General features: G+C 62.9%; 23 protein-coding genes. 12 read left to right on the forward strand and 11 right to left on the reverse strand.

The genetic code is table 11. The annotated features are described in order from the left end of the window. Positions 1–32 precede the first annotated feature (32 nt). From ACTIMO_RS16320 to kdpF, 6 genes are read right to left on the reverse strand one after another with little or no spacing between them, the layout of a single operon-like run. Complete coding sequence (locus ACTIMO_RS16320) at positions 33–719, reverse strand: response regulator (RefSeq protein WP_448183073.1); 687 nt, start codon at positions 717–719, stop codon at positions 33–35. Beyond that, the gene (locus ACTIMO_RS16325) at positions 716–3,247 is read right to left on the reverse strand and encodes a DUF4118 domain-containing protein (protein WP_448183074.1); all 2,532 of its coding nucleotides are present in this window, start codon (positions 3,245–3,247) and stop codon (positions 716–718) included. The genes ACTIMO_RS16320 and ACTIMO_RS16325 overlap by 4 nt, the downstream gene beginning before the upstream one ends. A gap of 4 nt (positions 3,248–3,251) precedes the next feature. Further along, positions 3,252–3,860 carry a potassium-transporting ATPase subunit KdpC gene (gene kdpC, locus ACTIMO_RS16330; RefSeq protein WP_448183075.1) on the reverse strand — a complete coding sequence of 203 codons (609 nt, stop codon included), beginning with the start codon at positions 3,858–3,860 and terminating at the stop codon, positions 3,252–3,254. Positions 3,861–3,896: 36 nt separating this feature from the next. Beyond that, positions 3,897–6,047, reverse strand: coding sequence for a potassium-transporting ATPase subunit KdpB (kdpB, locus tag ACTIMO_RS16335; protein ID WP_448183076.1), 2,151 nt, complete (start codon positions 6,045–6,047; stop codon positions 3,897–3,899). A gap of 3 nt (positions 6,048–6,050) precedes the next feature. Beyond that, positions 6,051–7,724: a potassium-transporting ATPase subunit KdpA gene (gene kdpA / locus ACTIMO_RS16340; protein WP_448183077.1), complete on the reverse strand. Its 1,674-nt coding sequence runs from the start codon at positions 7,722–7,724 to the stop codon at positions 6,051–6,053. After that, the gene (gene kdpF / locus ACTIMO_RS16345) at positions 7,724–7,813 is read right to left on the reverse strand and encodes a K(+)-transporting ATPase subunit F (protein ID WP_055770995.1); all 90 of its coding nucleotides are present in this window, start codon (positions 7,811–7,813) and stop codon (positions 7,724–7,726) included. The genes kdpA and kdpF overlap by 1 nt, the downstream gene beginning before the upstream one ends. A 435-nt stretch (positions 7,814–8,248) precedes the next feature. On the opposite strand from kdpF, the gene ACTIMO_RS16350 reads away from it, so the two are divergent. The 3 genes from ACTIMO_RS16350 to ACTIMO_RS16360 all read left to right on the forward strand — a co-directional run bounded on the left by ACTIMO_RS16350 (position 8,249) and on the right by ACTIMO_RS16360 (position 10,746). Next, a complete protein-coding gene (locus ACTIMO_RS16350) occupies positions 8,249–8,812 on the forward strand; it encodes a recombinase family protein (protein WP_448183092.1) in 564 nt (187 codons plus the stop codon). A 693-nt stretch (positions 8,813–9,505) separates the two neighbouring features. Next, positions 9,506–9,922, forward strand: a complete 417-nt coding sequence (locus ACTIMO_RS16355) for a hypothetical protein (protein WP_448183078.1) — start codon at positions 9,506–9,508, stop codon at positions 9,920–9,922. Between the two features lie 419 nt (positions 9,923–10,341). Continuing rightward, positions 10,342–10,746: a hypothetical protein gene (locus ACTIMO_RS16360; RefSeq protein ID WP_448183079.1), complete on the forward strand. Its 405-nt coding sequence runs from the start codon at positions 10,342–10,344 to the stop codon at positions 10,744–10,746. Positions 10,747–10,788: 42 nt separating this feature from the next. On the opposite strand, the gene ACTIMO_RS16365 is transcribed toward ACTIMO_RS16360, so the two are convergent. After that, complete coding sequence (locus ACTIMO_RS16365; protein ID WP_448183080.1) at positions 10,789–11,085, reverse strand: hypothetical protein; 297 nt, start codon at positions 11,083–11,085, stop codon at positions 10,789–10,791. A 474-nt stretch (positions 11,086–11,559) separates the two neighbouring features. Between ACTIMO_RS16365 and ACTIMO_RS16370 the strand changes: the two genes are divergently transcribed. Then, the gene (locus ACTIMO_RS16370; RefSeq protein ID WP_448183081.1) at positions 11,560–11,919 is read left to right on the forward strand and encodes a cupin; all 360 of its coding nucleotides are present in this window, start codon (positions 11,560–11,562) and stop codon (positions 11,917–11,919) included. A gap of 271 nt (positions 11,920–12,190) precedes the next feature. Beyond that, positions 12,191–13,033 carry a universal stress protein gene (locus ACTIMO_RS16375; RefSeq protein WP_448183082.1) on the forward strand — a complete coding sequence of 281 codons (843 nt, stop codon included), beginning with the start codon at positions 12,191–12,193 and terminating at the stop codon, positions 13,031–13,033. Positions 13,034–13,354: 321 nt separating this feature from the next. Here ACTIMO_RS16375 and ACTIMO_RS16380 read toward each other — a convergent pair whose 3' ends face one another. Further along, entirely contained in the window at positions 13,355–13,981 is a 627-nt protein-coding gene (locus ACTIMO_RS16380; RefSeq protein ID WP_448183083.1) for a DUF1349 domain-containing protein, read from the reverse strand. A 52-nt stretch (positions 13,982–14,033) separates the two neighbouring features. Beyond that, a complete protein-coding gene (locus ACTIMO_RS16385; protein WP_448183084.1) occupies positions 14,034–15,251 on the reverse strand; it encodes an MFS transporter in 1,218 nt (405 codons plus the stop codon). Between the two features lie 53 nt (positions 15,252–15,304). Between ACTIMO_RS16385 and ACTIMO_RS16390 the strand changes: the two genes are divergently transcribed. After that, positions 15,305–15,859 carry a TetR/AcrR family transcriptional regulator gene (locus ACTIMO_RS16390; RefSeq protein ID WP_448183085.1) on the forward strand — a complete coding sequence of 185 codons (555 nt, stop codon included), beginning with the start codon at positions 15,305–15,307 and terminating at the stop codon, positions 15,857–15,859. Positions 15,860–15,960: 101 nt separating this feature from the next. Here ACTIMO_RS16390 and ACTIMO_RS16395 read toward each other — a convergent pair whose 3' ends face one another. Next, complete coding sequence (locus ACTIMO_RS16395; RefSeq protein WP_448183086.1) at positions 15,961–16,188, reverse strand: hypothetical protein; 228 nt, start codon at positions 16,186–16,188, stop codon at positions 15,961–15,963. Positions 16,189–16,881: 693 nt separating this feature from the next. After that, a complete protein-coding gene (locus tag ACTIMO_RS16400) occupies positions 16,882–17,247 on the reverse strand; it encodes a helix-turn-helix domain-containing protein (protein WP_448183093.1) in 366 nt (121 codons plus the stop codon). A 71-nt stretch (positions 17,248–17,318) separates the two neighbouring features. On the opposite strand from ACTIMO_RS16400, the gene ACTIMO_RS16405 reads away from it, so the two are divergent. From ACTIMO_RS16405 to ACTIMO_RS16430, 6 genes are all read left to right on the forward strand, one after another. Continuing rightward, positions 17,319–19,163, forward strand: a complete 1,845-nt coding sequence (locus tag ACTIMO_RS16405; protein WP_448183087.1) for a relaxase/mobilization nuclease domain-containing protein — start codon at positions 17,319–17,321, stop codon at positions 19,161–19,163. Then, positions 19,054–19,620, forward strand: coding sequence for a hypothetical protein (locus ACTIMO_RS16410; RefSeq protein ID WP_448183088.1), 567 nt, complete (start codon positions 19,054–19,056; stop codon positions 19,618–19,620). The genes ACTIMO_RS16405 and ACTIMO_RS16410 overlap by 110 nt, the downstream gene beginning before the upstream one ends. A 536-nt stretch (positions 19,621–20,156) precedes the next feature. Then, the gene (locus ACTIMO_RS16415) at positions 20,157–20,537 is read left to right on the forward strand and encodes an SdpI family protein (RefSeq protein ID WP_448183089.1); all 381 of its coding nucleotides are present in this window, start codon (positions 20,157–20,159) and stop codon (positions 20,535–20,537) included. Positions 20,538–20,583: 46 nt separating this feature from the next. Further along, positions 20,584–21,282, forward strand: coding sequence for a hypothetical protein (locus ACTIMO_RS16420; RefSeq protein ID WP_448183090.1), 699 nt, complete (start codon positions 20,584–20,586; stop codon positions 21,280–21,282). 136 nt (positions 21,283–21,418) lie between these two features. After that, positions 21,419–21,895 carry an SdpA family antimicrobial peptide system protein gene (locus ACTIMO_RS16425; RefSeq protein ID WP_448183094.1) on the forward strand — a complete coding sequence of 159 codons (477 nt, stop codon included), beginning with the start codon at positions 21,419–21,421 and terminating at the stop codon, positions 21,893–21,895. Continuing rightward, complete coding sequence (locus ACTIMO_RS16430; protein ID WP_448183091.1) at positions 21,889–22,854, forward strand: sporulation-delaying protein SdpB family protein; 966 nt, start codon at positions 21,889–21,891, stop codon at positions 22,852–22,854. Before ACTIMO_RS16425 ends, ACTIMO_RS16430 begins: the two co-directional genes overlap by 7 nt. The last annotated feature ends 220 nt before the right edge of the window (positions 22,855–23,074 follow it).

The raw sequence follows: 23,074 nt of genomic DNA on the forward strand, positions 1-23,074 counted from the left end.
AGAGCAGCTCCACTGTCTCAGTTGCCATGCGATTAGGGGCCGTTCCCGATGAACCGGTATCCCATTCCCGCTTCTGTCAGTAGGTATCGGGGTGTGCTCGGGTCCGGCTCGAGTTTTTTACGCAGTTGACGGATGTAGAGGCGGAGGTACCCGGAGTCGCGGACATGCTCCGGACCCCATACCTCGGTCAGCAGGTTCTCCTGGGCTACAAGCCGCCCGGCATTCAGCAGCAACGCTTCGAACAGCCGCCATTCGGTGCGCGTGAGGTGGATGGAGGTGCCGTCGGTGGTCCTGGTCACGGATTTGGCGGCAAGGTCCACGCGCACGTCTCCGAAGCTCATGACTGCTTCATCCTGTGCGGGTAGGCGCCGCCGGGTGAGGGCCCGCACCCGGGCGAGCAGCTCGTCCGTGAGAAACGGTTTGGTGACGTAGTCATCCGCCCCGGCGTCGAGTGCCTGCACCTTATCGATCGAGTCCGTCCGCCCGGAGATCACGAGGATCGGTACCGTGCTCCAGCCGCGCAGCCCATGAATGACGTCGATGCCGCTGAGATGGGGCATGCCGAGGTCCAGCACCACGATGTCGGGGTGGTGCTCGGCCGCGCGCCGCAGGGCTGCAGCCCCATCGGCGGCTGGGACGACGTCGTAGTCCGACGCCGTGAACGTGATGTTGAGTGCCCGCAGGATCTGCGGGTCGTCGTCGGCGATGAGGACTTTCATGCCGCTCCGACACTGTTCCCAGCGTGTAGTGCCTCGTCCGGTTGTGGTGCGCGCCGCAGTGATACCACGGAGGTAAGTCCGCCCCCGGGGGTGTCTTCGAGGCTCAGCCGACCGCCCATGCCTTCGACGAAGCCCTTAGAAAGGGCCATACCAAGCCCGAGGCCGGTGTCATTGTCGGTGTCTCCCAGCCGTTGAAAGGGCATGAGTACCTGGTCTTTCCGGTTGTCCGGGATGCCGGGTCCGCTGTCGATGATGCGTAGTTCTGTTCGCCCGCCGAAATCGCTCACCGACAGTACCGGTGGTTCCCCGTGGCTGGCGTATCGGATGGCGTTGGACAGCAGGTTCACGAGCACGCGCTGCAACAGGACGGCATCGGCAAGGAGTAGCTGCGGCTCGGCAGGTAAGTCGAGTTCGATTTCACCCGGGCCGAGGTCGAGCTCCTCAAGTGCGGGGAGGATGACGTCTTCGGGCCGCATGGACTCCAGCACGATGCCGAGCACTCCGGCCTGGATACGGCTGGCGTCGAGCAGGTCGGTCACGAGGTTCGACAGGGTTCCGAGGCTCTGTTCGGCGGTCTCCAGGAGTGCGCCCTGCTCGTGCGGGGAAAAGGTGATGTTGGCTGATCGGAGACTTGTGACGGCAGTGGTTGCGGCGGTGAGGGGGCGGCGGAGATCGTGCCCGACGGCGGCCAGCAGGGCCGTGCGTACCCGGTCGGCCTCGGCGAGGGGGCCTATTTTACTCGCGGCCCGGGACAGATCCCGGTACTCGAGGGCTGTGTCCAATTGGGTTGTGATGACGGCGAGGAGTCTCCTGTCCGCAGCTGCCAGAGGCCGGCCAACGAGTTCCAGGACTGCACGTTCGCCCACGGGGACAGTTACTGGATCGGCCTGCCCGGGCGATGGGGGCAGGGAGGTGGCCTTGCTCAGCAGGGTCCCGTCGGCCAGCCGCAGCTGTACGGTGTCGAGCCCGAAGGCCTCCCGGGTCCGGGTGACCAGTGCCTGCAGCGTGTCCTGCCCGCGGAGCACCCCTCCCGCTATGGTCGCGAGTAGCTCGGATTCAGCGGCGGCGCGCGACGCTGCCCGGGTGCGACGCGCAGCCTGATCGACGACGTAGCTGACCAGGACGGCGTTGACGATGTAGAGAATGAGCGCAGTGAAGTGCGCCGGCTCGCCGATGGTGAGAGTTCGGACCGGGTCGATGAAGAAGAAATCCAGTGTCAGCCCGGATAGGACGGCGGCGAACAGCGCGGGCCAGATGCCGCCGATCAGGGCGACCACGATCACCAGCAGCTGGTAGCTGAGGACGTCCCCGGTGATGGACTCCTCAGACTGGAGAAGTGTCAGCAGCAGTGTCAGCAGCGGACCGCCGACCAGAGCCACCAGGGCACCGAGCGCCCGACGCCGCCACGACAGTGCCCCGCCGGCGTGCGGCAGCGCGAACCTGCGGCCGGCCGCCGCATGAGTGACCATGTGCACGTCGATCTCGCCCGACTCCCGGATCACCGTGGCGCCGATCCCAGGCCCGGTGAACAGCGCCGCAAGACGTGAGCGTCGGCTGACGCCGATGACGAGCTGGCTGGCGTTGGCGCCCTTGGCAAAGTCCACGAGGGCCTTTGACGTCTGATCGCCCACCACTTCGTGGTAGGTACCACCGAGCTTTTGCACGAGGGCCCGCTGGGCGGCGAGCTCTGCCGGATCGGCGTCGCGCAGGCCGTCCTGGTTCGTCACATGCACGGCCAGGAGCTGGCCTCCCGCGGACCGCGAGGCGATCCGCGCCCCGCGGCGGAGCAGCGTGCGGCCCTCCGGCCCGCCGGTGAGCGCGACGACGACCCGCTCGCGTGCCTCCCACTTGTCGTCAATGCCCTGTTCGGCGCGGTACCGCTGCAGTGCGCTGTCGACCTCGTCGGCGAGCCACAGGAGCGCGAGTTCGCGTAACGCAGTGAGATTGCCGACCCGAAAATAGTTGGACAGCGCGGCGTCGATTCGCCCCGACGGATAGATGCAGCCACTGGAGAGCCGCCCGCGCAGAGCCTCCGGTGCCAGGTCCACCACCTCCACTTGGTCGGCCCTCCGGAGCACCTCATCGGGAATGGTCTCCCGGTGGGGCACGCCGGTAATGCGTTCCACGACGTCGTTGAGGGACTCGATGTGCTGGACGTTGATGGTGCTCATGACGTCAATCCCGGCGTCGAGCAGCGCCTCGACGTCCTGCCATCTCTTCTCATGCCCGGTTCCCGGCGCGTTGGTATGGGCGAGTTCGTCGACGAGCGCGATCTCGGGGCGACGTGCCAGGACACCCTCGAGGTCGAGGTCGGTGAGGTGCACGCCGCGGTGATTCACGGTCCGGCGCGGCAGCACCTCGAGCCCGTCGGCCATGGCCTCAGTGGCGCGACGCCCGTGCGTCTCGACGACGGCGACGACGACGTCGCGTCCCTCACCACGGAGCCGGCGGCCTTCCTCGAGCATCGTGTAGGTCTTGCCCACCCCGGGTGCCGCTCCCAGGAACACCCTCAATCGGCCTCGTGTCATGGGCCTAAGTGTCCAGCTGCGCGAGGGCCATGTTCAACTCGACCACGTTGACCGAGGCCTCTCCGAGATAGCCGAGGTCGGGGCCCTGCGTGTTCTCCCCCACGAGGGCTTCGACGTCGGCCTCGTCAAGTCCACGTTCAGCGGCCACGCGCGCCACCTGCAGCTGCGCGTACGCGGGGCTGATGTGCGGGTCGAGCCCCGACGCCGATGCTGTGAGCGCATCTGCGGGAACCGTGGCCGGATTCACGCCTTCGAGCTCGGCGACGGCGGCCCGCCGCTCCTCGACGGCCGTGACAAGGTCGGGGTTCTCGGGGCCGAGGTTACTGCCGCTGGACCCGCCGCCGTCGTACCCATCCCCGGCCGCGGACGGACGGGACTGGAACCACTCAGGAAGGGCCGCGCCGTCGGCGTCGGTGAACCCCTGGCCGATCAGGGCGGACCCGACGGCGGCGCCGTCGAGGATGAGCGGCTGCCCGTTGGCGCGGTCGTTCAGTGCCAGCTGGCCGATGCCTGTGATGGCGAGCGGGTAGCCGATGCCGAGGACGAGGGTCAGGACGATGAGGGCCCGGACGGCGGTGCCGAGCTGGCGGGCGGTACTACGAGAAGAACTCATGACGGGCCTTTGCGGTGATAGGGCAGGGGTGGACGATCAGAAACCGGGGATGAAGGACAACAGGAGGTCGATGGCCTTGATGCCGATGAACGGGGCGATGATCCCACCGAGACCGTAGATGAGCAGATTCCGGTTCAGGGTGCTCGACGCCGGGGCCGCCCGGTACTTCACACCCTTCAGCGAGAGCGGGATCAGCGCGATGATGATCAGCGCGTTGAAGATCACGGCGGAGAGGATCGCCGAGGACGGCGAATGCAGCTGCATGACGTTGAGTGCCGCGAGGGCCGGGAACGCCCCGATGAACATGGCTGGGATGATCGCGAAGTACTTCGCGACGTCGTTCGCGATGGAGAAGGTGGTCAGGGCCCCGCGCGTGATGAGCAGCTGCTTGCCGATGCGGACGATGTCGATGAGCTTCGTGGGGTCGGAGTCGAGGTCCACCATGTTCCCGGCCTCCTTGGCCGCGGAGGTGCCGGTGTTCATTGCGACCCCGACATCCGCGAGTGCGAGGGCCGGGGCGTCGTTTGTGCCGTCGCCGGTCATGGCGACGAGCGCCCCGCCCTCCTGTTCCTTGCGGATGAGGCGCATCTTGTCCTCGGGTGTGGCCTCGGCGAGGTAGTCGTCCAGGCCGGCCTCCTCCGCGATGGCCTTGGCGGTGAGCGGGTTGTCGCCGGTGATCATGACGGTGCGGATGCCCATGGTGCGGAGCTCCGCGAACCTCTCGGGAAGTCCTTCCTTCACGACGTCCTTGAGGTACACAACGCCGAGGACGCGGGCCTTACCGGTGGTATCCCGGACGGCGACCACGAGCGGAGTCCCTCCCAGCTGGGAGATGCGGTCCACCGCCTCGTCGAGCTCCGCAGCGACGACTCCCGAGGCGGCGGTGACCCACTTACGGACGGCGCTACCAGCGCCCTTCCGGACACTCGAACCGTTCACGAAGTCGACGCCGCTCATCTTCGTCTGCGCGGAGAACGGAACGACCCCTCCGTCCACTTCCTCGCGGATGAAGCCCTCGGTGACCGCGAGGTCCACGATCGAGGTGCCCTCTGGTGTCGGGTCACTGAGCGAGGACTGCGCGGCAGCCGCGATCAACTCGTGGCGGTCGGACCCGGCGACGGTAATGAACTCACTCGCCCGCCGGTTCCCGTAGGTGATGGTGCCGGTCTTGTCGAGCAGCAGGGTGGTGACATCGCCCGCTGCTTCGACCGCGCGGCCGGACATGGCCAGGACGTTGCGCTGCACTAGCCGGTCCATGCCGGCGATGCCAATCGCGGAGAGCAGTGCGCCGATGGTCGTGGGGATCAGGCAGACGAGCAGCGCCACGAGGACGGGCACGCTGACCGCGACGTTGGAGGAGCTGGCGATCGGATTGACGGTGAGTACCACGACGGTGAAGACGATGGAGAGGGTGGCGAGCAGGATGTTCAGCGCCACCTCGTTGGGGGTCTTCTGGCGTTCGGCGCCCTCCACCAGGCGGATCATACGGTCCACGAAGGTGTCACCGGGCCGGCTTGTGATGCGCACGACGATCCGGTCCGACAGGACACGCGTCCCGCCGGTCACCGCGGAGCGGTCACCGCCGGACTCGCGCACGACGGGAGCGGATTCGCCGGTGATGGCGGACTCGTCTACCGAGGCGATGCCCCAGATGATCTCGCCGTCGCCCGGCACGAGGCCGTTTGCCTCGATCACCACGATGTCCCCGAGCACCAGGCCCGAGGACGGGACGTCGGCGATCAGGGCGCGGTGGGCACCGGGATCGGTGTCGGGCGCATAATCTCGGACCACGCGTGCCGTCGTGCCCGTCTGTGCCTGGCGGAGGCTGGAGGCCTGAGCCTTGCCGCGGCCCTCCGCGACGGACTCGGCGAGGTTCGCGAACACAACTGTCAGCCATAGCCAGATGGCGATGAGCCAGGAGAACGACGCCGGGACGTCGCTGCCGCCCGAGGCCTCGGGTCCGCCGATGAACGGTTCGGCGATGGCGATGGCGGTGATGAGGACCGCGCCCACCTCGACGATGAACATGACTGGCGTGCGGAACATCTCCCGTGGATCGAGCTTGCGGAACGCGCCCGGCAGGGCTTGAACAAGCTGTCCGGCGGAGAACGCAGAGGCCTTTTGTGGGGATGTGGGCGGACGGGTGGCGCTGTCGCTGACGGCGGGTGTTTTGGTGGTGGTGGACATGGTCTAGAGCAGTCCTTCGGCAAGGGGACCCAGTGCGAGCACGGGGAAGAAGGTGAGGGCGGTGACGACGACGGTGACGCCGACGAGGAGGGTGGTGGACTGGATGCGGTCCGTGGGCAGGGTGCCGGCGGTGGCGGGAACCCGGTCTTGGGCGGCGAACGCGCCTGCGAGGGCGAGGACGAAGACCATGGGCACGAAGCGACCCAGCAGCATCGCCACACCGAGCGCGGTATTCAGCCACGGTGTGTTCGCCGTCAGGCCCGCGAACGCCGAGCCGTTATTGTTGGCGGCCGACGTGAACGCGTACAGCACCTCGGACAGGCCGTGAAGCCCGGGGTTAAGGATCGAGGTGCCGTCGATGTCCTCGCGGAGGGCAGGGACGGCGAAACTCAGGGCCGTCCCGGCGAGGACCAGGGTGGGCATGGTGAGGATGTAGAGGCTCGCGAGCTTGATCTCGCGGGCGCCGATCTTCTTGCCCAGGTATTCGGGCGTCCTTCCGACGAGGAGTCCGGAGATGAACACGGTGACGACCGCGAGGATCAGCATGCCGTACAGGCCCGAGCCCACCCCACCCGGTGCGACTTCGCCGAGCATCATGTTGATCATCGGGAGCATCCCGCCGATCGCGGTGTAGCTGTCATGCATCGAGTTCACGGCGCCGGTGGAGGTGAGCGTACTGGCAGAACCGAACAGGACGGATCCGACGATCCCGAAGCGCTGCTCCTTGCCCTCCATGGCGGCTCCCGCGGCCTGCGGGGCGGTGCCGTTCCCCGCCAGTTCGGCCAGGGTCACCGCGGTCAGTGACAGCAGGAAGATCACGGACATCGCACTGAGGATGGCGTAGCCCTGCCGGCGCTGTCCGATCATTGTGCCGAAAGTGCGCGGCAGGCTGAACGGGATGGCCAGCATGAGGATGACCTGGAACACGCTGGTCCACGGTGAGGGGTTCTCGAAGGGATGCGCCGAGTTGGCGTTGAAGAACCCTCCACCGTTGGTCCCCAGCATCTTGATGGCCTCCTGCGAGGCCACCGGGCCGCCCGGGATGACCTGTTCGCCGCCGGTGATAGTGGTGACGGTCGTGAAGCCGTTGACGTTCTGGATCACGCCGCCGGCGAGGAGGATCAGGGCCGCAATGACCGCGCCCGGCAGGAGGACGCGGAGGAGAGCGCGAGTGAGATCCACCCAGAAGTTCCCGAGCGTCGCACTGCGACGAGCCACGAAGCCGCGCACGAACGCGACGGCGACCGCGAGTCCGACGGCGGCCGAGACGAAGTTCTGCGCCGCCAGGCCCGCCATCTGCACGGCGTAGCCCATGGTGACCTCCGGCGAGTAGGACTGCCAGTTGGTGTTGGTCACGAACGAGACGGCCGTGTTGAACGCCAGGCCCTCCGGGACGGCCGGCAGTCCGAGCGAGTAGGGCAGCAGGGCCTGCGTGCGCTGCAGCAGGTACACGAGGAGGACGCTCACGGCCGAGAAAGCCAGCACCCCGGTCAGGTAGGAGCGCCACGACTGGTGCGACGCCGGTTCAACGCCTAGCACGCGGTAGAACCCCCGCTCCACGCAGAGATCCTTCGTGCTGGTGAAGGTCCGCGCCATGTAATCACCCAACGGGCGGTACAGCAGGGCGAGGACGACGATAACAGTCAACAGCGGCAGAAGAGCCGCGGCGAGGGTCATCAGAAACGCTCCGGGCGCACGAGCGCGTAGACCAGATAACCCAGGGCCGCGATGCCTAGGACCAGCGCAATCAGGTTGAAGACGATCACAGCTTCTCCACCGCCCGAGCGATCAGGGCAACCACACTGAACAGGGCAACGACACCCACGAGATAAACGACGTCAAGCACGAGGAACTCCATTAGACGGGATAGTGCACTTCGGGCCGCCGGCTTCCTGCCGAACGGGTGCCCTGGAAGGCACGAGCTTGAGTACACACCCCGAACCAGACCGAAAAGCCGATCCTTACGCTTTCCTCACAGCGAAGCCCAAAATCTCTACGCGGTCTTAACGCCCGAGCACCACAAACGACCGTTCTTGCGAAGGATCGTTTGACTGGACTTACGGCTGGGGTCGGCGGTCGGTCGGTGGTGTTCAGTGTCCGCGGGGGAGTTGGAAGTGGCGTGGCGTCCCAGCAATGTGTCTCACTAGGCATATTCTCATCAACGGGGAAAGTGGCGTTTGTTGAGTATGGGAGGCGTGAGCGTGGGAAGTATTGGGTATGCGAGGGTCAGCACGTTGGAGCAGAACGCGGATCTGCAGCATGCGGCTTTGAAAGCGGCTGGGTGTGGGCGGGTTTTTACCGATCACGGGGTGAGTGGGACGAGGGCGAGCCGGCCGGAGCTGGATAAGCTGCTGGACCACTTGAGGGAGGGAGATGAGGTGGTGGTGTGGAAGTTGGACCGGTTGGGACGCAACACCCGGAACCTGCTGGCCCTCATCGATGATTTGGAGCACAGGGGAGTGCGCTTCCGGAGTGTTACTGAGGGCATCAGTACGACCGGTTCGATGGGTAGGGCGATGCTGACGGTGATGTCTGCTTTTGCGCAGCTAGAGCGTGATCAACTGGCTGAGCGGACACGGGCAGGTATGGCTGCAGCTGCGGAGCATGGGAGGAAAGCTGGTCGACGGGAAGTCACCGCGGACCATGCGAAGGTCAAACGGGCCTATGATCTGAAATCTCAAGGGGTAGCACCGGCGGATATTGGGAAGATCATCGGGGCCAGCCGGGCGACGGTGTATAGGTATTTGACGATCGGAAGTGCTTAGACGGGAAGCGTGGCTCCCGCGGTGGATCTAAATCTGAGTCAGCTGGAATCGAAAACCGCCCTGAACGATGAGGTCGCTTCCACTGGCAGGCGGCCCAAGGACAGCGTTCACCTGGTGTCACCAGATAATGCGCGCGTAGGTCAGCATCTTAGAACTACGAAGGCCCCGGCCTAGGTGCACCCTCCCGGGGCTTGGTGGAGGAGCAGGTAGCAAGGCTCACTCGCCTCGTGCTAATTCTGCAGCTTCCCGGATGACATCAGCGGAGAAAGCTTCATTGTGATGTTTGGTATAGATGGTTCTAGCTCGCCGCATCAGCGTGAGGTTCAGTTGGTACGCGGCATCCAGCAGATCCGCTTGTGCGAGGACCCCTCCTACGGCTGACTGACCTCGACAATCAACCGACGTCAACGGACCAACACTTCTGTAGTGCTGGCTGCTTTCGTGCGTAAAGTGGCGCGGCCACCGCTGGTGAAGGACGCGAAGGGTTTTCGCTGGAGCGTCAGGTCCGAGGTTGATGCTCCACACCACGTCCTGGTCACCCTGAGGATTGGAGTACTCGGTGAGGAAGAGGGTCTCGACCGATCCGCAGTTTAAGGTCAGGAGTCGCCGGCGTCCCGTGGCCTTCGAAGTTGAAGGAAGAGCAGTCAGCGACCAGAGAAGCCCTGCAGTTCTGGTGGGGTCAGGAATTGTCTCGTGGACGTACCGAGCGAGATGTTCTCGTATCTGCGGGTAGTGCGGGTGTCTGCTCAAGGACCAAAATCGTCCATTTTTCGATGCATCGGGTTCGGATCGGGTGGTGACTCGATCCGCTCTGAGCCAGGGGAGATTCACACTGAGCGCTTCCGCGACCGTTACTTCCAAGTCCCCGTTACCACCGGGCCTATTGGTGAGCATGAGGTTACGGAGACTATGAGCGCTTTGTTCACGGTGGATGATCGCACGCTCGTACTGGTCGAGATGAGCCTGAGGGCACACGGCGAACTGGAGGGCGACGATGTCGCCGTGATGACGTGCATGCTCGACATACCTCGACACCAGATTCTTCGTCTGACCTACATATCTCTCCCCGGTGGCAAACTCGAGGATGTAGATGCCACACGTGCTCACTGAGGATCCGGAAGGGAACAGGACTGAGATAGGGGCCCTGTCCTTCATCACGTACCGGGTGAAGGACAGACGTTCTGCGCGAACCTCAACGGAATCCATACGTCATCCTCACATGCGAGCCCACACCAACTCGGAGACCTACGGAACGAGCATGAGTCAAAGGCATCCTTGAGGAGACGGCGCGCCTCGGAGGTGAGCGTTCAAGACGTCGATGACAGGACGCGCGTCGTACACCACGCACGCGGTGCTTTCACTTACGCTGTTGGGTGTTCTTGTTGACATCCCTAGTCGGACGAGAGCATGAGAAGGGTCTTCTTCGTTCACGAAGTGGGCCCTTCTCCGCACGCGTGGCATGGCGGACGAACCCATGCACCAAGGCACCCTTCTGGGGCTCGTATGCAGCATGGGGGCGACTCCCCGCTGTGGCCAGGATCATCAACACGTCAAGTAGTAGGGGTATCTCCGTGACGACAGGGCGTTCCTCGTGGTTCATCGTCGCCGCACTGTGTGTCGTGGTCGCAGTCTTGATCTTCGCTGGACGAACGGTTCTCGCTGACGTGGTGGGAGACCCGGTCTATCGAGGGCTGATCATCGCCGGTTATATCTTCCTCGGCGCAGCAGCAGGCAGTCTCACGAAAGCCTTTTCAATCGACCGCCACGCCGCCCGCGACTCCGACCGCCTCCCCGCGGCAAAAGTCCACGGTGGTGCGACCTACACCCTCATCATGCGGCCACGGCCAGATGCCGGTGAACGAGCGCATTACTGGCTCGGCGACAACGGCGACACGATCGAACTCACCGACGAAGAAGCCGCAAGACTGCCGTAGCAGCACAGAAACATCTACTCCTGATCAGAGACGGACTCATGGTCAGAAGCGGTTGCGGGCAGGGACATGATCCGGCCAGGTCTCACCCAGTCCTCCAGGTTCATACACGTGCTCAACGAAGCCCTGTACCTGCGCCACCAACTCTTCCCGCGTCATGCGGGCCGCGTCGTCCGAAGTATCTCCTGCTGTGCCGGTAGTGGACCGTCCGATGGTGAAGCCGTAGGTCCCGCCGGCTGGCCCGTTGACCCACAGGAAATCGTAGGACAGGCCGCCGCCTGGTTGGCGTCGCTCGCGGACCCGGAACACTTCATTCTCGACCGTCACGTCAAAGGCGTCCATTCGGTGATCCTAGGACCCGTTCCTGCATGCTGAGGCTGTAGAGCCTGCTGCACGGATTTGTGACATCTGATCGGGCCTGCCGGAAGGCTAGCCCGGAAAAGATGTCGTTGCGGCACAGCCTTACCCCATCGAGTTCCGGCACGAAGGCGTTGAGTCACCGCTGGGCGTCCAAGCTCGACGTGCCAGCCCTGGTGTGCCTGGAGTCGCCTCATTCAGCCGGTTTGACTCATAAACCCCGAAGGCAGCCATTACTGAGGCAAGACACGGCGAGGCAGGTTTATGAGACAAGGAAAAGCGCGCAGTATCAGGGAGCGGTGGCACCGTGCCTGATTCGGTACGAATGTCTCATGAAGCTTTAGGTTTTTGAGACGCCGGGACGGGGCAGGTGGCGGAGTGCCTTTTCTTGATGGGCGTGCCCGTAATGTTGCGCTTGCCAGGGGCATCGAGAGAACACAACGACGTGTAGGAGGCATTATGCCCAATGTTGAGAGGGCTGCGGCGAAGGTCTTACAGGAAGCTATGACCACCGAGAAGGGCCGGTCGGCTGCGATCCTCATTCACGACGGGCCGCTTCGTCAGACGATTCTTGGGCTCAAGGCGGGCCAGGTTCTGGCCGAGCACAACTCACCACCTGCTGCGAGCATGTACCTTCTTCAGGGACGGGTGCGTGTCACCGGGCAGGACCAGTCTGAGGTAGGCGCCGGGGAGATCGTCGCTCTGACTCATGTGCGCCACGGCGTGGAGGCACTAGAGGATTCTGTGTTTCTGCTGACGACAGTCACGAGCCAGGCCGGCGACAGCGATGGAGGCGACCCCGCCGGTAAGCACTCCTGATTTGAGGGAGCACCCGTTGACGGCTGATGACCAGAAGGCCCATTCTTGCCCCGTCTCGCTGCGTGCTTTAGGTGCGTCTTTTGCGCGTTCAAAGGGCCATCATCCTTCCGCTGCGCCTCCTACCGCGCTACTCGTCGTACCACTTGCCGCGCTACCTGCGCCCTAGGGCATCGAAGGGACAGGGCGCACACTGGGGTACCTGGCTGTTATCGGACGCGGCACGTGAAAGCTCACTCAAGGCACTGCAGCAACCCGACATAGGAGTATCACCATGAACACCAGCAACAGCACATCCAAGCCGGTCATCGTCGGTTACGACGGGTCCGACGGATCCCAGCGGGCGGTACGTTGGGCGGCCCGGCATGCCTCAGCGATCGGGTTTCCTCTGCTCGTCGCCCACTGCTCGGCATGGTCGCTCTTCACCCAGAATCTCGGCCCGGTAGAGGGCATCAAGGACAGCGGTCTGCAGCACGAAGCGGAGAAGACCCTTGCTGAAGGCGTTGAGCTCGCCGCACAGACAGCGCCCGACCTCGAGGTCATGCAACGCCTTCTCGCTGGAATTCCGTCTGAGGTACTGTCCAAACTTTCAGCGGAGGCATCGTTGCTCGTCACGGGTACTCGCGGCCTGGGTGGTTTCGTGGGATTGCTCGTGGGGTCCGTCAGCCTCCACCTGGCAGCTAGTGCATCCTGTCCGATCGTGGTCGTGCGCGAGGACCAGCCCGCCCAGGACAGTGTTCTGGTTGCCGTAGATGGATCACCGGAAAGTGACCGCGCAGTGCTTCAGGCTGCGGCGTTAGCGGAGACCTCGGATCAGTCCCTTCACCTCCTTCACGTACTGCCCCACCGCCGGCACGTGGCGGACGTCGCCGCCGACGCTGAACGCGACCCCATCATCCAGCAAGCCTTGAACCTGCTGCCGACCGACACGAACCTCGTTGTTGCCGAGGAAGCGACGACGGCCACCTCGACGCCGGGAGCAATCATCGAACGGGCCCGCACCGCGTCCTGCGTCGTGCTTGGAGCAAAAGGCCGCAACACGCTCGGCGCCCGACTCGGATCGACAGTCCACGCCGTCCTGCATCACACCAAGGGCAACGTCATCGTCGTTCGGTAAGACTCCCGTTGCTGCAGGCACACTTCCTCCACTGCAGTATCGGCCTGGCATAGACCAAGACCTGTGACGAGCCGTCCTGAGTTCGATACCGATTCGTGCACCTACACGCGGTACAGCAAGAGGAAGGGGCGCTGCTGATGTAGCGCCCCTTCCTCTTGCTAGCTATATTCGTTGATTGCCGACTTGGCGATCAGCTCACCGGCCGGCCGTGTACTAGTGGTGGCGGCCGGTGGTGTCGGTTCCATCCGTGGTCGTCCGATAGGTGTTGTCGTCGAGGAGTTCGATCTCCTTCGGGCTACACCTAGAGGGAATAACGGTGGTTTAGGACTCGTCGCGGAAGTCGGAGATCGTGTGCTCGACGAGGCGTGGTTCGTCGAAGACGACGTCGCAGCCCTCACTCTGGGGCGACTGGGCCTCGAATCCGATCTCCAAGGGTTTGTGGCCGTTGGGGAGCGAGAACGCACGGATCAGCAGCCACCGTTCGCCGTCCACGGACGCGTGGAAGGCAAAGACCTTCCCCTTCCGGGATACACGCAGGTGCACGTGGTCGCCGTCAACGGTGAAGGCGTTGGCGTCGTCGGACACACGATTGTTGACGACACTGACGATCATGCCCTCCCCACGGGGCGAAAACTCGAAGCAAAGCTTCGCCCACGTCTCGCGGTCGTGGCGCAGGAACAGCACGCCGGCATCGAACGTGCCTGAGAAGCGGACGCGGACGCGCGCGCTGAGCTGGAAGTCACCGGCTGGGGCATCGGTCAGCAGGGTTGCAGCGTTGTGCAGCGTCGACGACGTGACCTGGCCGCCGTCGTCGCCGCCCGGGTCGGTGAAGATGTCGGTACCCGGAATGCTGGACACACTGATACTGCCTGAGCCCGTATCCACCGACCAGCGGTCCTCTGGGAACGGCCGGAACGGGGTCTGAATGCTGGGGATATTTACCGTCATGTGATCAGGCTAACGTGATGCCGTGCCCACGCGTGGTTCATGCGGCGCCTCCTCATCGAGTGCTCGAGTCCTGGAGTTGTTTGCGACGCGAAGCGATGTGGGGTGCGAAAAATGCTGCGGTCACGACCAGTGCAAGGGGCACGATGAGCGCGTTGCGCAGACCGTAGTGCTCGCCGAGGAACCCGAGGACGGGAGGTCCGACGAGGAACGCGACGTATCCGAGTGTTGCAACGAAGGAGACACGCGCGGCGCTGTGCGGACCAGAGGCGCCGGCTGCGCTGAGCGCAACCGGGAATCCGAGCGAAGCGCCGAGTCCCCACAGGACGGCGGCGGCGCCGGCGGCGACCTGGTTGTCGACGAAGATCACCACTGCGAGCCCCGCGGCGCCCGCGATAGCGCTCACGCAGAGCACCGCGGCGCGGCCGTAGCGTGCGATGAACCAGCCGCCGCTGAATCGTCCGACGGTCATGGACGCGGCGAACACCGCGTAGATCGCCGACCCAAGGGCAGCGTCGAAGCCGTGTCCGTCGACCATGACCAGGGGCAGCCAATCGTTCGCGGTCCCTTCGGCCAAAGCCATGGCCAGCACCACCGCACCGATGATCAGAAGGCGCCCATCGCGCAACAGCGCACCCAGTCCACCATCGGGCGCCACGCCTGAGGCCCCGACCACGCGGTCTGTCCTACCAACGCCGAGGGAGATCTGGCGGATGGCGACGACAAGGATCAAAAGGTCGATGCCGCTAACGAAGAGGAGATGGTTCAGGACAGGGTAAGCGGTGGCAGTGAAGACGATCCCGGCGACGGCGCCAACGAACGTGCCGAGGCTGAACGAACCATGCAACGCAGGAAGAACAGGCCTGTCCAACGCTTGTTCGACATCGGCGCCTTCGACGTTGAGGGCGACTTCGACGCCTCCCATGCCGAGACCGAACAGGAGCAGGCCCGCGGTCACGACACCGCTCTGGCCCAGTGATGCGCCGAAGCCAATGGTGGGCATGCTCAGCAAGATCAAAGCGGTACCAGCCACCATGACCGGGCGCGTGCTGAAACGGGTGACAAGAGGACCTGAGCTCAGGATCCCGACCATGGAACCCACCGCCAGCCCCAACAGGACCAGCCCGATCTCCGCCGTCGAGGCTCCGAGAAGATCCCGGATGTCGGGCGTCCTCGTCACCCACGACGAGATACTCACCCTTGGCACGAAGAAAAGGGCGCACAGGGCCCACCGACGTCGCAATGCGTCCTCAACCACGTCTTCCCGATCCACGTGTACAAACGTACAACAGTCGGCGATCATGGTTTCTCGACTGAGGAGTGCGAATGGGAAGCGAACGTGTGCCGAAGGACACGGGCCGGCGAGAGCGGATCGTGGAGGCCGCACTCGGCGTGATCACCGCGCACGGCGTCCACCGCACCACCCACCGCAAAATCGCCGAGGCCGCAGCCGTTCCCCTCGGATCGGTGACCTACTACTTCACGGACCTGGAAGACGTGGTCTGTTCGGCGTTCGAGGCCCTGATGACCACAATGTCGGCACGGTATGCAGCAGCGCTAGATGCGGCAGACGATCAATCCGCCGCCTGTGATGCCGTGACCGAGCTCCTGTGCGGAGACTCATTCGCATCGGAAGGCGAGTTGGTAGCGATCTACGAGCTGTACGTATTTTCGAACCACAACGATCGGGCCCGCCAACTAATGGCAGCGTGGCTCGACCTCAGCCGGGTCACCCTATCGCGCCATTTCTCAGCCGAAGCATCCCAAGCAATAGACGCATTCGTGGAAGGACGCCTCATCCACCGCCCGCTCGAGCCCAGAGAACTCGACCGAACCGCCGCGCGCCGTACCATCACCGCCATCGCCCTCGCACTGCCATAGGCACTGAAATGTCCTGCAACACAGAACCTCACGGGACACGGAAGAGCTTGGGCGCGTCTCGGGCGGGCCCTCTGTGGGTGAGTCAGCGACAGAGAAGACCGCTACTGAAGGTCAGCGAGGAGTTCGCACACGCCTTCCATGAGCAGCATGCGCTCCAGGTTCGGTAATGGCATCAGCCCATACAAGAAGGCTTCCACGTCGATCTCGTCGAGCCGACCGGTTAGACCGATGTACCGCACCCACACGTCCCACGGATCGATGCCTTGATTCTGGAGTGTCTGCAGAATGCTCTTGCTGTGACCCTCGAAGCGAGGCTCGCCCTCCACCATCAATCCCTGCCTGTTAGTACCTCGATTTTCTGGTCTGGTTCCAGCGTAGAAGCGGCAGCGGGGCACAGGGTGTCTGTTTTCTAGTTGTGCAGGACGGGAAGTTCGCATATCGCGAAGGGGCGGTTACTCGCTCCTTCGTCAGCGGTACGGCTTCGCGTAGGAGGAGGTGTAGCAGCTCACCCACAGGTGGACGGCTTTGAGCTTCACCCTTCGGGCTCCACCCGCCCCCAGGTGGATGACCAACACCAGTTCTACAGCTGTCCTCGTTCCCAAGTGCCCATTGCCCTCGCTGGTTCTGTTGACTCCCAGCAGGGTTAGTTCGTCCAATGCAGGACCGTGCTGGTAGGAGGCTGTGCACATCCACCGTTCACTCGAAGTAAGCGAACCGTGTCGGTGAGGATGGTGGATATGTGCAGGCGGGCGGCTGGTTCCTGCTGTCCAGGTGTGTGCGGGACAAGCAGCGAAGCGTGGGGGCTTGTGCTGTGCACATGTGGGCAGGAGGCGCGCCAACTACTTCACCCCTATAGACCAGCCCCGACCGTTTAAGAGCCAGTTTTTTTGCACCTGTCGTTTCTCGAAGTCCTCTGCACTGCAAGCCGCGGGATTCCGGCTTCCGTGCAGGCGAGTGTGAGAATCGAGTTCTCGTACTCGCCTGCACCAGCCCGCAGTGTGATTTAGGGGAAGATGCCAGGCTTATCTAGTTGGAGGGTTCTGGGTCGTAGCCGGTGCCGAGAGCAAGCTATCGTAGGGGGTGACTGTAGGAAGTTCCCTGGTATCGGCGGGCATGCTCTCAATGAGGGCACGCAACGTGTTCTCCCCGTCAGGATCAGCCTCGGGCTTCTGACCGGATCCGGCGCGGAGGTAGGCGTACACGGTTTCGCGGCTGATGCCGTACTCGCGGGCCAGTACCGCCTTGGGTACGCCGGCGGCGGCCTTCTCACACAGTTCGATAGCCCGCTCCGGGCTCAGGGACCGCGATCGTCCCTTGCGAACGCAACCGGCGAGGTCAAGGACTACGCCGCTGCAGCGATGCAGGAGACGCGCCAGCTGATGCGTCAGATCGAAGCGAAGATGTACGAGCTGAAGCCGTGATTCCGAACATCACGAAGGGCTCTCGCACCGTAGGGCTGATGAAGTACCTGGTCGGTCCAGGGAAGAGCAACGAGCACACCGATCCGCACCTTGTGGCCGGTAGCCCGACGATCATGGCGTGGTTTGGGGACGCACAGCTCAACGATCAGTCGGCGGTTCTCGCGGCACAGGAAATTGACCTCAACAAGCGGATCAATGACGTCGAGATGGACCAGCACGTCTGGCACTGCTCCCTGTCACTGCGCGCCGATGAACGGCCTGTCAGTGACCGCGAGTGGGCGGACATGGCGGAGAAGTTCATGGACGACATGGGGTTCACCGAGGCAAGCGGGAAGGCAGCATGCCAGTGGGTCGCCGTACACCACGGCAGGAGCACCGCCGGCAACGACCACATTCACATCGTTGCCTCCCGCGTGCGCGAGGACGGCACGAAGTGGAGCGACTGGTCGGACTTCCCGAAGGCGCAGAGCGCGGCCCGGAACCTCGAGAAGCAGTTCGGCCTCATGGAGCTGGGGCAGCACTCCGAACGCGGACTGAAGCCCGCCGAGCAGCTGGCAGGCCGCCAGGTTGGAGGAGCGAAGGAACCAGCTCGCCATCGCCTCGAGCGGACTGTTCGCCCCAGTGCCGTCGCTTCCGTCTCCGAGGCTGAGTTCGTGCGCCGGCTACGCCGCCAGGAACTACTCGTCAGCGCTCGTTTCGCTGACGGCGGCCGTTCCGTTGTCACCGGTTACTCGGTGGCTGAACGGCCACCGGCCGGCATGGACCCGGTATGGTTCGGCGGCGGGAAGCTCGCGAAGGATCTGACCCTGCCAGCATTGCGCACTGCGTGGGCTGATACCCCGGAGACAGCGCAGGAAGCAGCCGAGGAATGGTGGGCAGCGAAGCGTCAGCAGAGGATTGTGCACCGGGACGCACCGGACATGACACGAGGTGCCCGAGTATCGATGATCGGTGGTCAGGCCGTCGATGAAGTCGCTGCGCGCAAGCTTGCACTGGACCTGGCCAAAGCCCGTCAGACAATGTCGTCCGTTGCCCCCGGGGATCATCAAACGTGGGCGCACGTCGCGCGTGAAGCATCCGGAGTGTTCGGAGCCTGGTCGAAGGCCACCGAGCTCGAGCCGGGACCGCTCGCGCACGCCTCGCGCGTCCTGGCGCGATCCGCACACCGGTCCGGTGTAACCATCAGCGAACCGGTGAACCCACCGCTGCGGATGGCAGGCACCGCCGCGTTCCTGCTCGCCGCATCGACCGCACCGTCACCGGTCGCCCAGGCGATGATCATGCACCAGATGCTGCGCACCATAAGAGCCCTTCACAACATGCAGCAGAGCAATAAGGAGCTGCGCGAGGTGCAGCTGCTGAACGAGACCGTAAGCAAGCACCTGAGCCTTGTGGCAGAGCCGCTGCCGGAGATTGTCCAGCCGCGTCTGGCAGCGCCACAGGTGGCACCGGAGCCGGGTCTCGGTGTACCGCAGAAGGCGGTCCCAGAACTGACCGAAGCCCAGCGTTCACGCATGACCGCACGACGCACACAAAAACGCACTGAAGGCCGGCAAGCACGATCGAGAAATGGGGAGATAGATCATGCACGACAACTCACCAGACGGTGCCGACGGGATGTTCCGTCCGCAACTGCAGTCGGCCATGGCTTTGGCGGGACGATTGAGCGAGATACTCGCCCGCCAGAGGGCCGAGCGAAACGAGGAAATGCTCAGGGCCGAGGGTGCCAGACGTCAGCAGCTCGAGGAACGTTTCGAGGCCGAACGGGCAGTCATGCGTACCCAGCTCGGCGCGGTTCACCAACCCCAGTTCTGGGAAGGGGCGAAGCCCGAAGACATCGCCGCGCAGTACGCCCTGGCGCAGCAGTGGGAGCCGTTCGATGACATGGCGCGGCTGTCCCGCGAACACATCCACGACGAGATCCGCACCAAGTACAAGCTGACACCCGAGGAGTACCTTCAGGCGAGCGGCTCACCGGGGGGCGAGCAGGCCGGCGAGCAAGTTGATCGAGCAGCACAGCGCGATCACACCGAAGCAGAACAGCAGGCCGCGGCCGTCGTCAGCGGCGATTTGCAGAACGACGTCGACGCCCAGAACGCACCCGCCAATGCGCAGGAATTGTGGGACTCCGGCGACCGCCGCGCGAAGCTTGCTGACACTCTCATGGAACGGGCCGGTGATACACCCATCGGACGGGAAGCCGTCGCCGCTGCCCTCGCCACCGACCTCAGCAACGGCACACCACCCTCAGCCGCAGTGAAGACGCAACTTTCCCAGAGGCAAAGAGGCAAACCAGCTCAGGTGGGGCTCTCCAGGTCTCGTGACTTTGGACGCGAGTAATCACCGCCCACGTTCGGGCAGGTATCTCGATCGTGTCGAGTTGCTCAGGTGCACCGGTTCGCTCGGTGACTGTAAGTCCGTGCAAGTAGCTCTACCCACTTTTTCCCCCTGGGCGGGATCGACATCAGTATCCATGCGAAGCGGGCCGGGCCGACCTGGTGTTGTCCAGCCTCCTGAATCGGTCGTGCTCTTCGACTAGCAGGGAGGCGACACGCGCGATGTACTGGGTGATGCCCTGGTGGATGACAGGTACCCAGAGGGCGTGTTCGACAGGACAAAAGGCTGGGCGTTCTCAGATACGGGTGATGCAAGCCAACTCTGGACCCATACCTCGGACTGGGTCAGCGTCTCGTTGACAAACGAACTCATACAACGAGGTGAGTACTGCATATTGCTGACACGCCGGAAAGTAATACATGCAATTGCATGAACAGTGCGTCCCTGATTGTGCAAGTTTCAACCTTCGACTACTTGCTTGCAATCTCCGGAGTACGTATGAGACCGTTGGAATCACTCAACACCACGCAGGGGGACGCATGGACGAGGCTACTACTCCGCTCATCGTAGCGATGGTCTTCTTCATTTTAATCGGAATTCTTTTCGCCGGATTCTCGTCGATGTTGCGGAAGGATCGAATCTCACGCAATGGGGCAATCGGTATTCGCACGAAAGCGACGATGTCATCTGACGAGGCTTGGAGCCGGGGACAGAAAGCAGGCGCCCCTTGGGTGTTGGCAGGGTCAATTGCAGCAGTTGTTGCTACCATCGCCGGCTTAACCGCCTTACTCATCACCGGCTTCGAACCCAGCCAAGTCGTCAATGCAACCATCATCTTGCCGGGCTTCGCCCTGGTCATTGCGATGCTCATCACTTCAGGAATCGCAGCCTCTAAAGCTGCTAAAAATCAGCACAATTAATTACAATCAGCACAATTAATTAGTCAGTATCGAACATGGGGGAAACATGGAGACTCGTCGTGAGTTGCTTGTCGGAGCTGCACTGACAACGTCGTTGGTTATCAGTGGCGGCGGCGTCGCTACCGGCGCCACTCAGCAGGCAAGCGCAACTCAGGTCGTGGGCGGCGAATCGCGGGCGACAGCAGCGGAAACAGAACTGCCTGTAGCGAAATATTCTGATGATGAAGTACTGCAGTTCCTCGTCTTCGGCGATGGACGGGTGTCCGAGGACAACCCGGGTCTTGCTGACTCTCTAGGCTTTAAGCAGGCCGAGGAGGGTGCGGATCGAAGTGCTGCCAACGCCCTAATCGCTGATTACCATGCAGCGCATCCTCAGGTCGTGGCGCGAATCTCAGCTAACCTGCAAAGTGGCTCACCCGTGCACGTCGATCGGGCACTCCAAGAGTTCGCGACAAGCCTGAATGCGTATGCACAGAAGGTGTACAACGCGAAGCCAGCGAAGTCGAAGGACGTGTACAGCACGAACGGGAGCAACTGGGCCTGGACAGCCACGTGGTTGGCTGCGGCCGCAGTCGTAGCCGCCGGAGCCGCGGCTGTTGTCTACGGTGCGGTTGCAGGTTTCCACGCCGGTGTTGCTGTGACGGTCATCTATCTCGTGTACTTGCCCGAGATGCAGGGATCTGCCCCGAGCACCATCGAGAAGGACACGATGGTCAGCACGATTGCTTCCGGCCTCAGTGACTGATATTGAAACGAAATTAGTAGAGAACGATAAAGGGGCAGATAGATATTCGTCCGTCGTGGGCTCGAAGCAAACCGCACTAGGCCTAGTGTCACTAGTGGTGATGGGAATCCTCTTTGGGTTGTCGCTCTTCTTCACGATGCCAAGTAATGTCCTGTCCGTTAGGGATGGGGGACCGGTTCGTACTTTTTTCGGAACGCTTATGCCTCAGAGTTGGTCATTCTTTACGAAGCCTCCGGACTCTCCTGAACTGACTGCTTACGTAGTCCAGTCGGCCGACCAAACCCTCGCTAATGCTTCGGAGTTCCCCAACTCACGCCCGGAGAATCTATTCGGATTCGCTCGTGACCATCGCTCCCAGGGTCCGGAAATGGCTCTTCTAAGTTTCTCCGATGCGGAATGGCTGGAATGCGCCGACCTGGTGGCAACAGATGATTGTCTAGTAGAAGCTTTTGAAAGCCTTCCCGTAACGCCCGTCGCTAATTCCTCTCCCGACCCAACTATCTGCGGCGAGGTTCTCCTCGTTGAGACCGCGCCAGTTCCTTGGACGTATCGGGCGGAATACACGGGATGGAGAATCGATGAGAGGGTATCCCACTTGGAAGTCACATGCTAGCCGACCGCATCGGTGCCGTAACGTCTGCAGTCAGCAAATCTTTGGGGACAAGTACAGACATAGCCAATAGAGCTTTTGATATAGGGCGAGTGTTGGTGGCTCTTGCTCAGCTATCGCTACTTCTCACGACTCCTACTTCGAACATGTTCGTACCAGTTGGAGAACAGCCAGCACTGGCCAGGTGCGCTACCTCTTGGTCACTGTCGGCTTTCTGTTGGGCTCCACCGGACTTGGTGAGGTGGCTGTTCGTTGGCGCGTTAGTCCTCATCGTGCTGGGATTCGCCCCCCGCATCACGAGCTGGGTGCACCTATACGTCGCTCTGTCGATCGTACTGGCCATCGACCTACCGGAAGGAGGGGATCAGGCTGCGGTTGCAATCACCGTTTGCATCGCGCTGATCTCCCTGTCGGACACCAGGTACTGGGCATGGTCGCGGTCCCGTGAACCAGACAGCTTTGGAGGACGCCTTTATGGGTTGAGTTGGGCTGCACATTGGCTTCTCCGCGTCCAAATGGCATACATCTACCTCAACAGCAGCATCTCTAAAATGTCCGTAGAAGCGTGGCAGGACGGCTCGGCGGTCTACTACGTAACGCGCATGGAGTACTTCGGTGTGACGGGGCCGCTTGCCAGCCTGATGCGTGAGGTAACCGCGATTCCCCTGCTCGCGGTCGCCGCCACCTGGGGCACGATGATTACGGAGCTAGCAATCGCAGTGCTGATCCTCTGCTCCCGATCATGGCAACGCCTCGCATTTATTCTCGCCGCTGCACTACACATCATGATCATCCTGATGATCGGCCTCGGATCCTTCGGTCTGGTAATGATCGGCGGAGTGCTCGCAGCAACATCGCTCGCCTGGAACACAACAAGCTTTCGGAGGTCGGCCCCGTATCCGGACATGTCGGCTCCGCCAGCCAGATCCGGCGCGTCGACGACCGAAATTAGCAACGGCTGATCGCATGGCGGAAACCCTTGAATGTCTGACATGTGGACAAAGAGCGCTCACCGGCACCGTCAGAAATTGCCGATAATTTATCTTATGTCAACATATGTTGACGAGTGCCTCTACTCGCTGCGTTCGAACTGATCTGATCGAACGCTGAAGTGAGGTCGTCGGCCGCCGGCAGAGCGCGCTGCGGCATCACAATCACGAGCGTCACGCCCATTGAGGTTGT

Source organism: Arthrobacter sp. CP30, from assembly GCF_053470025.1.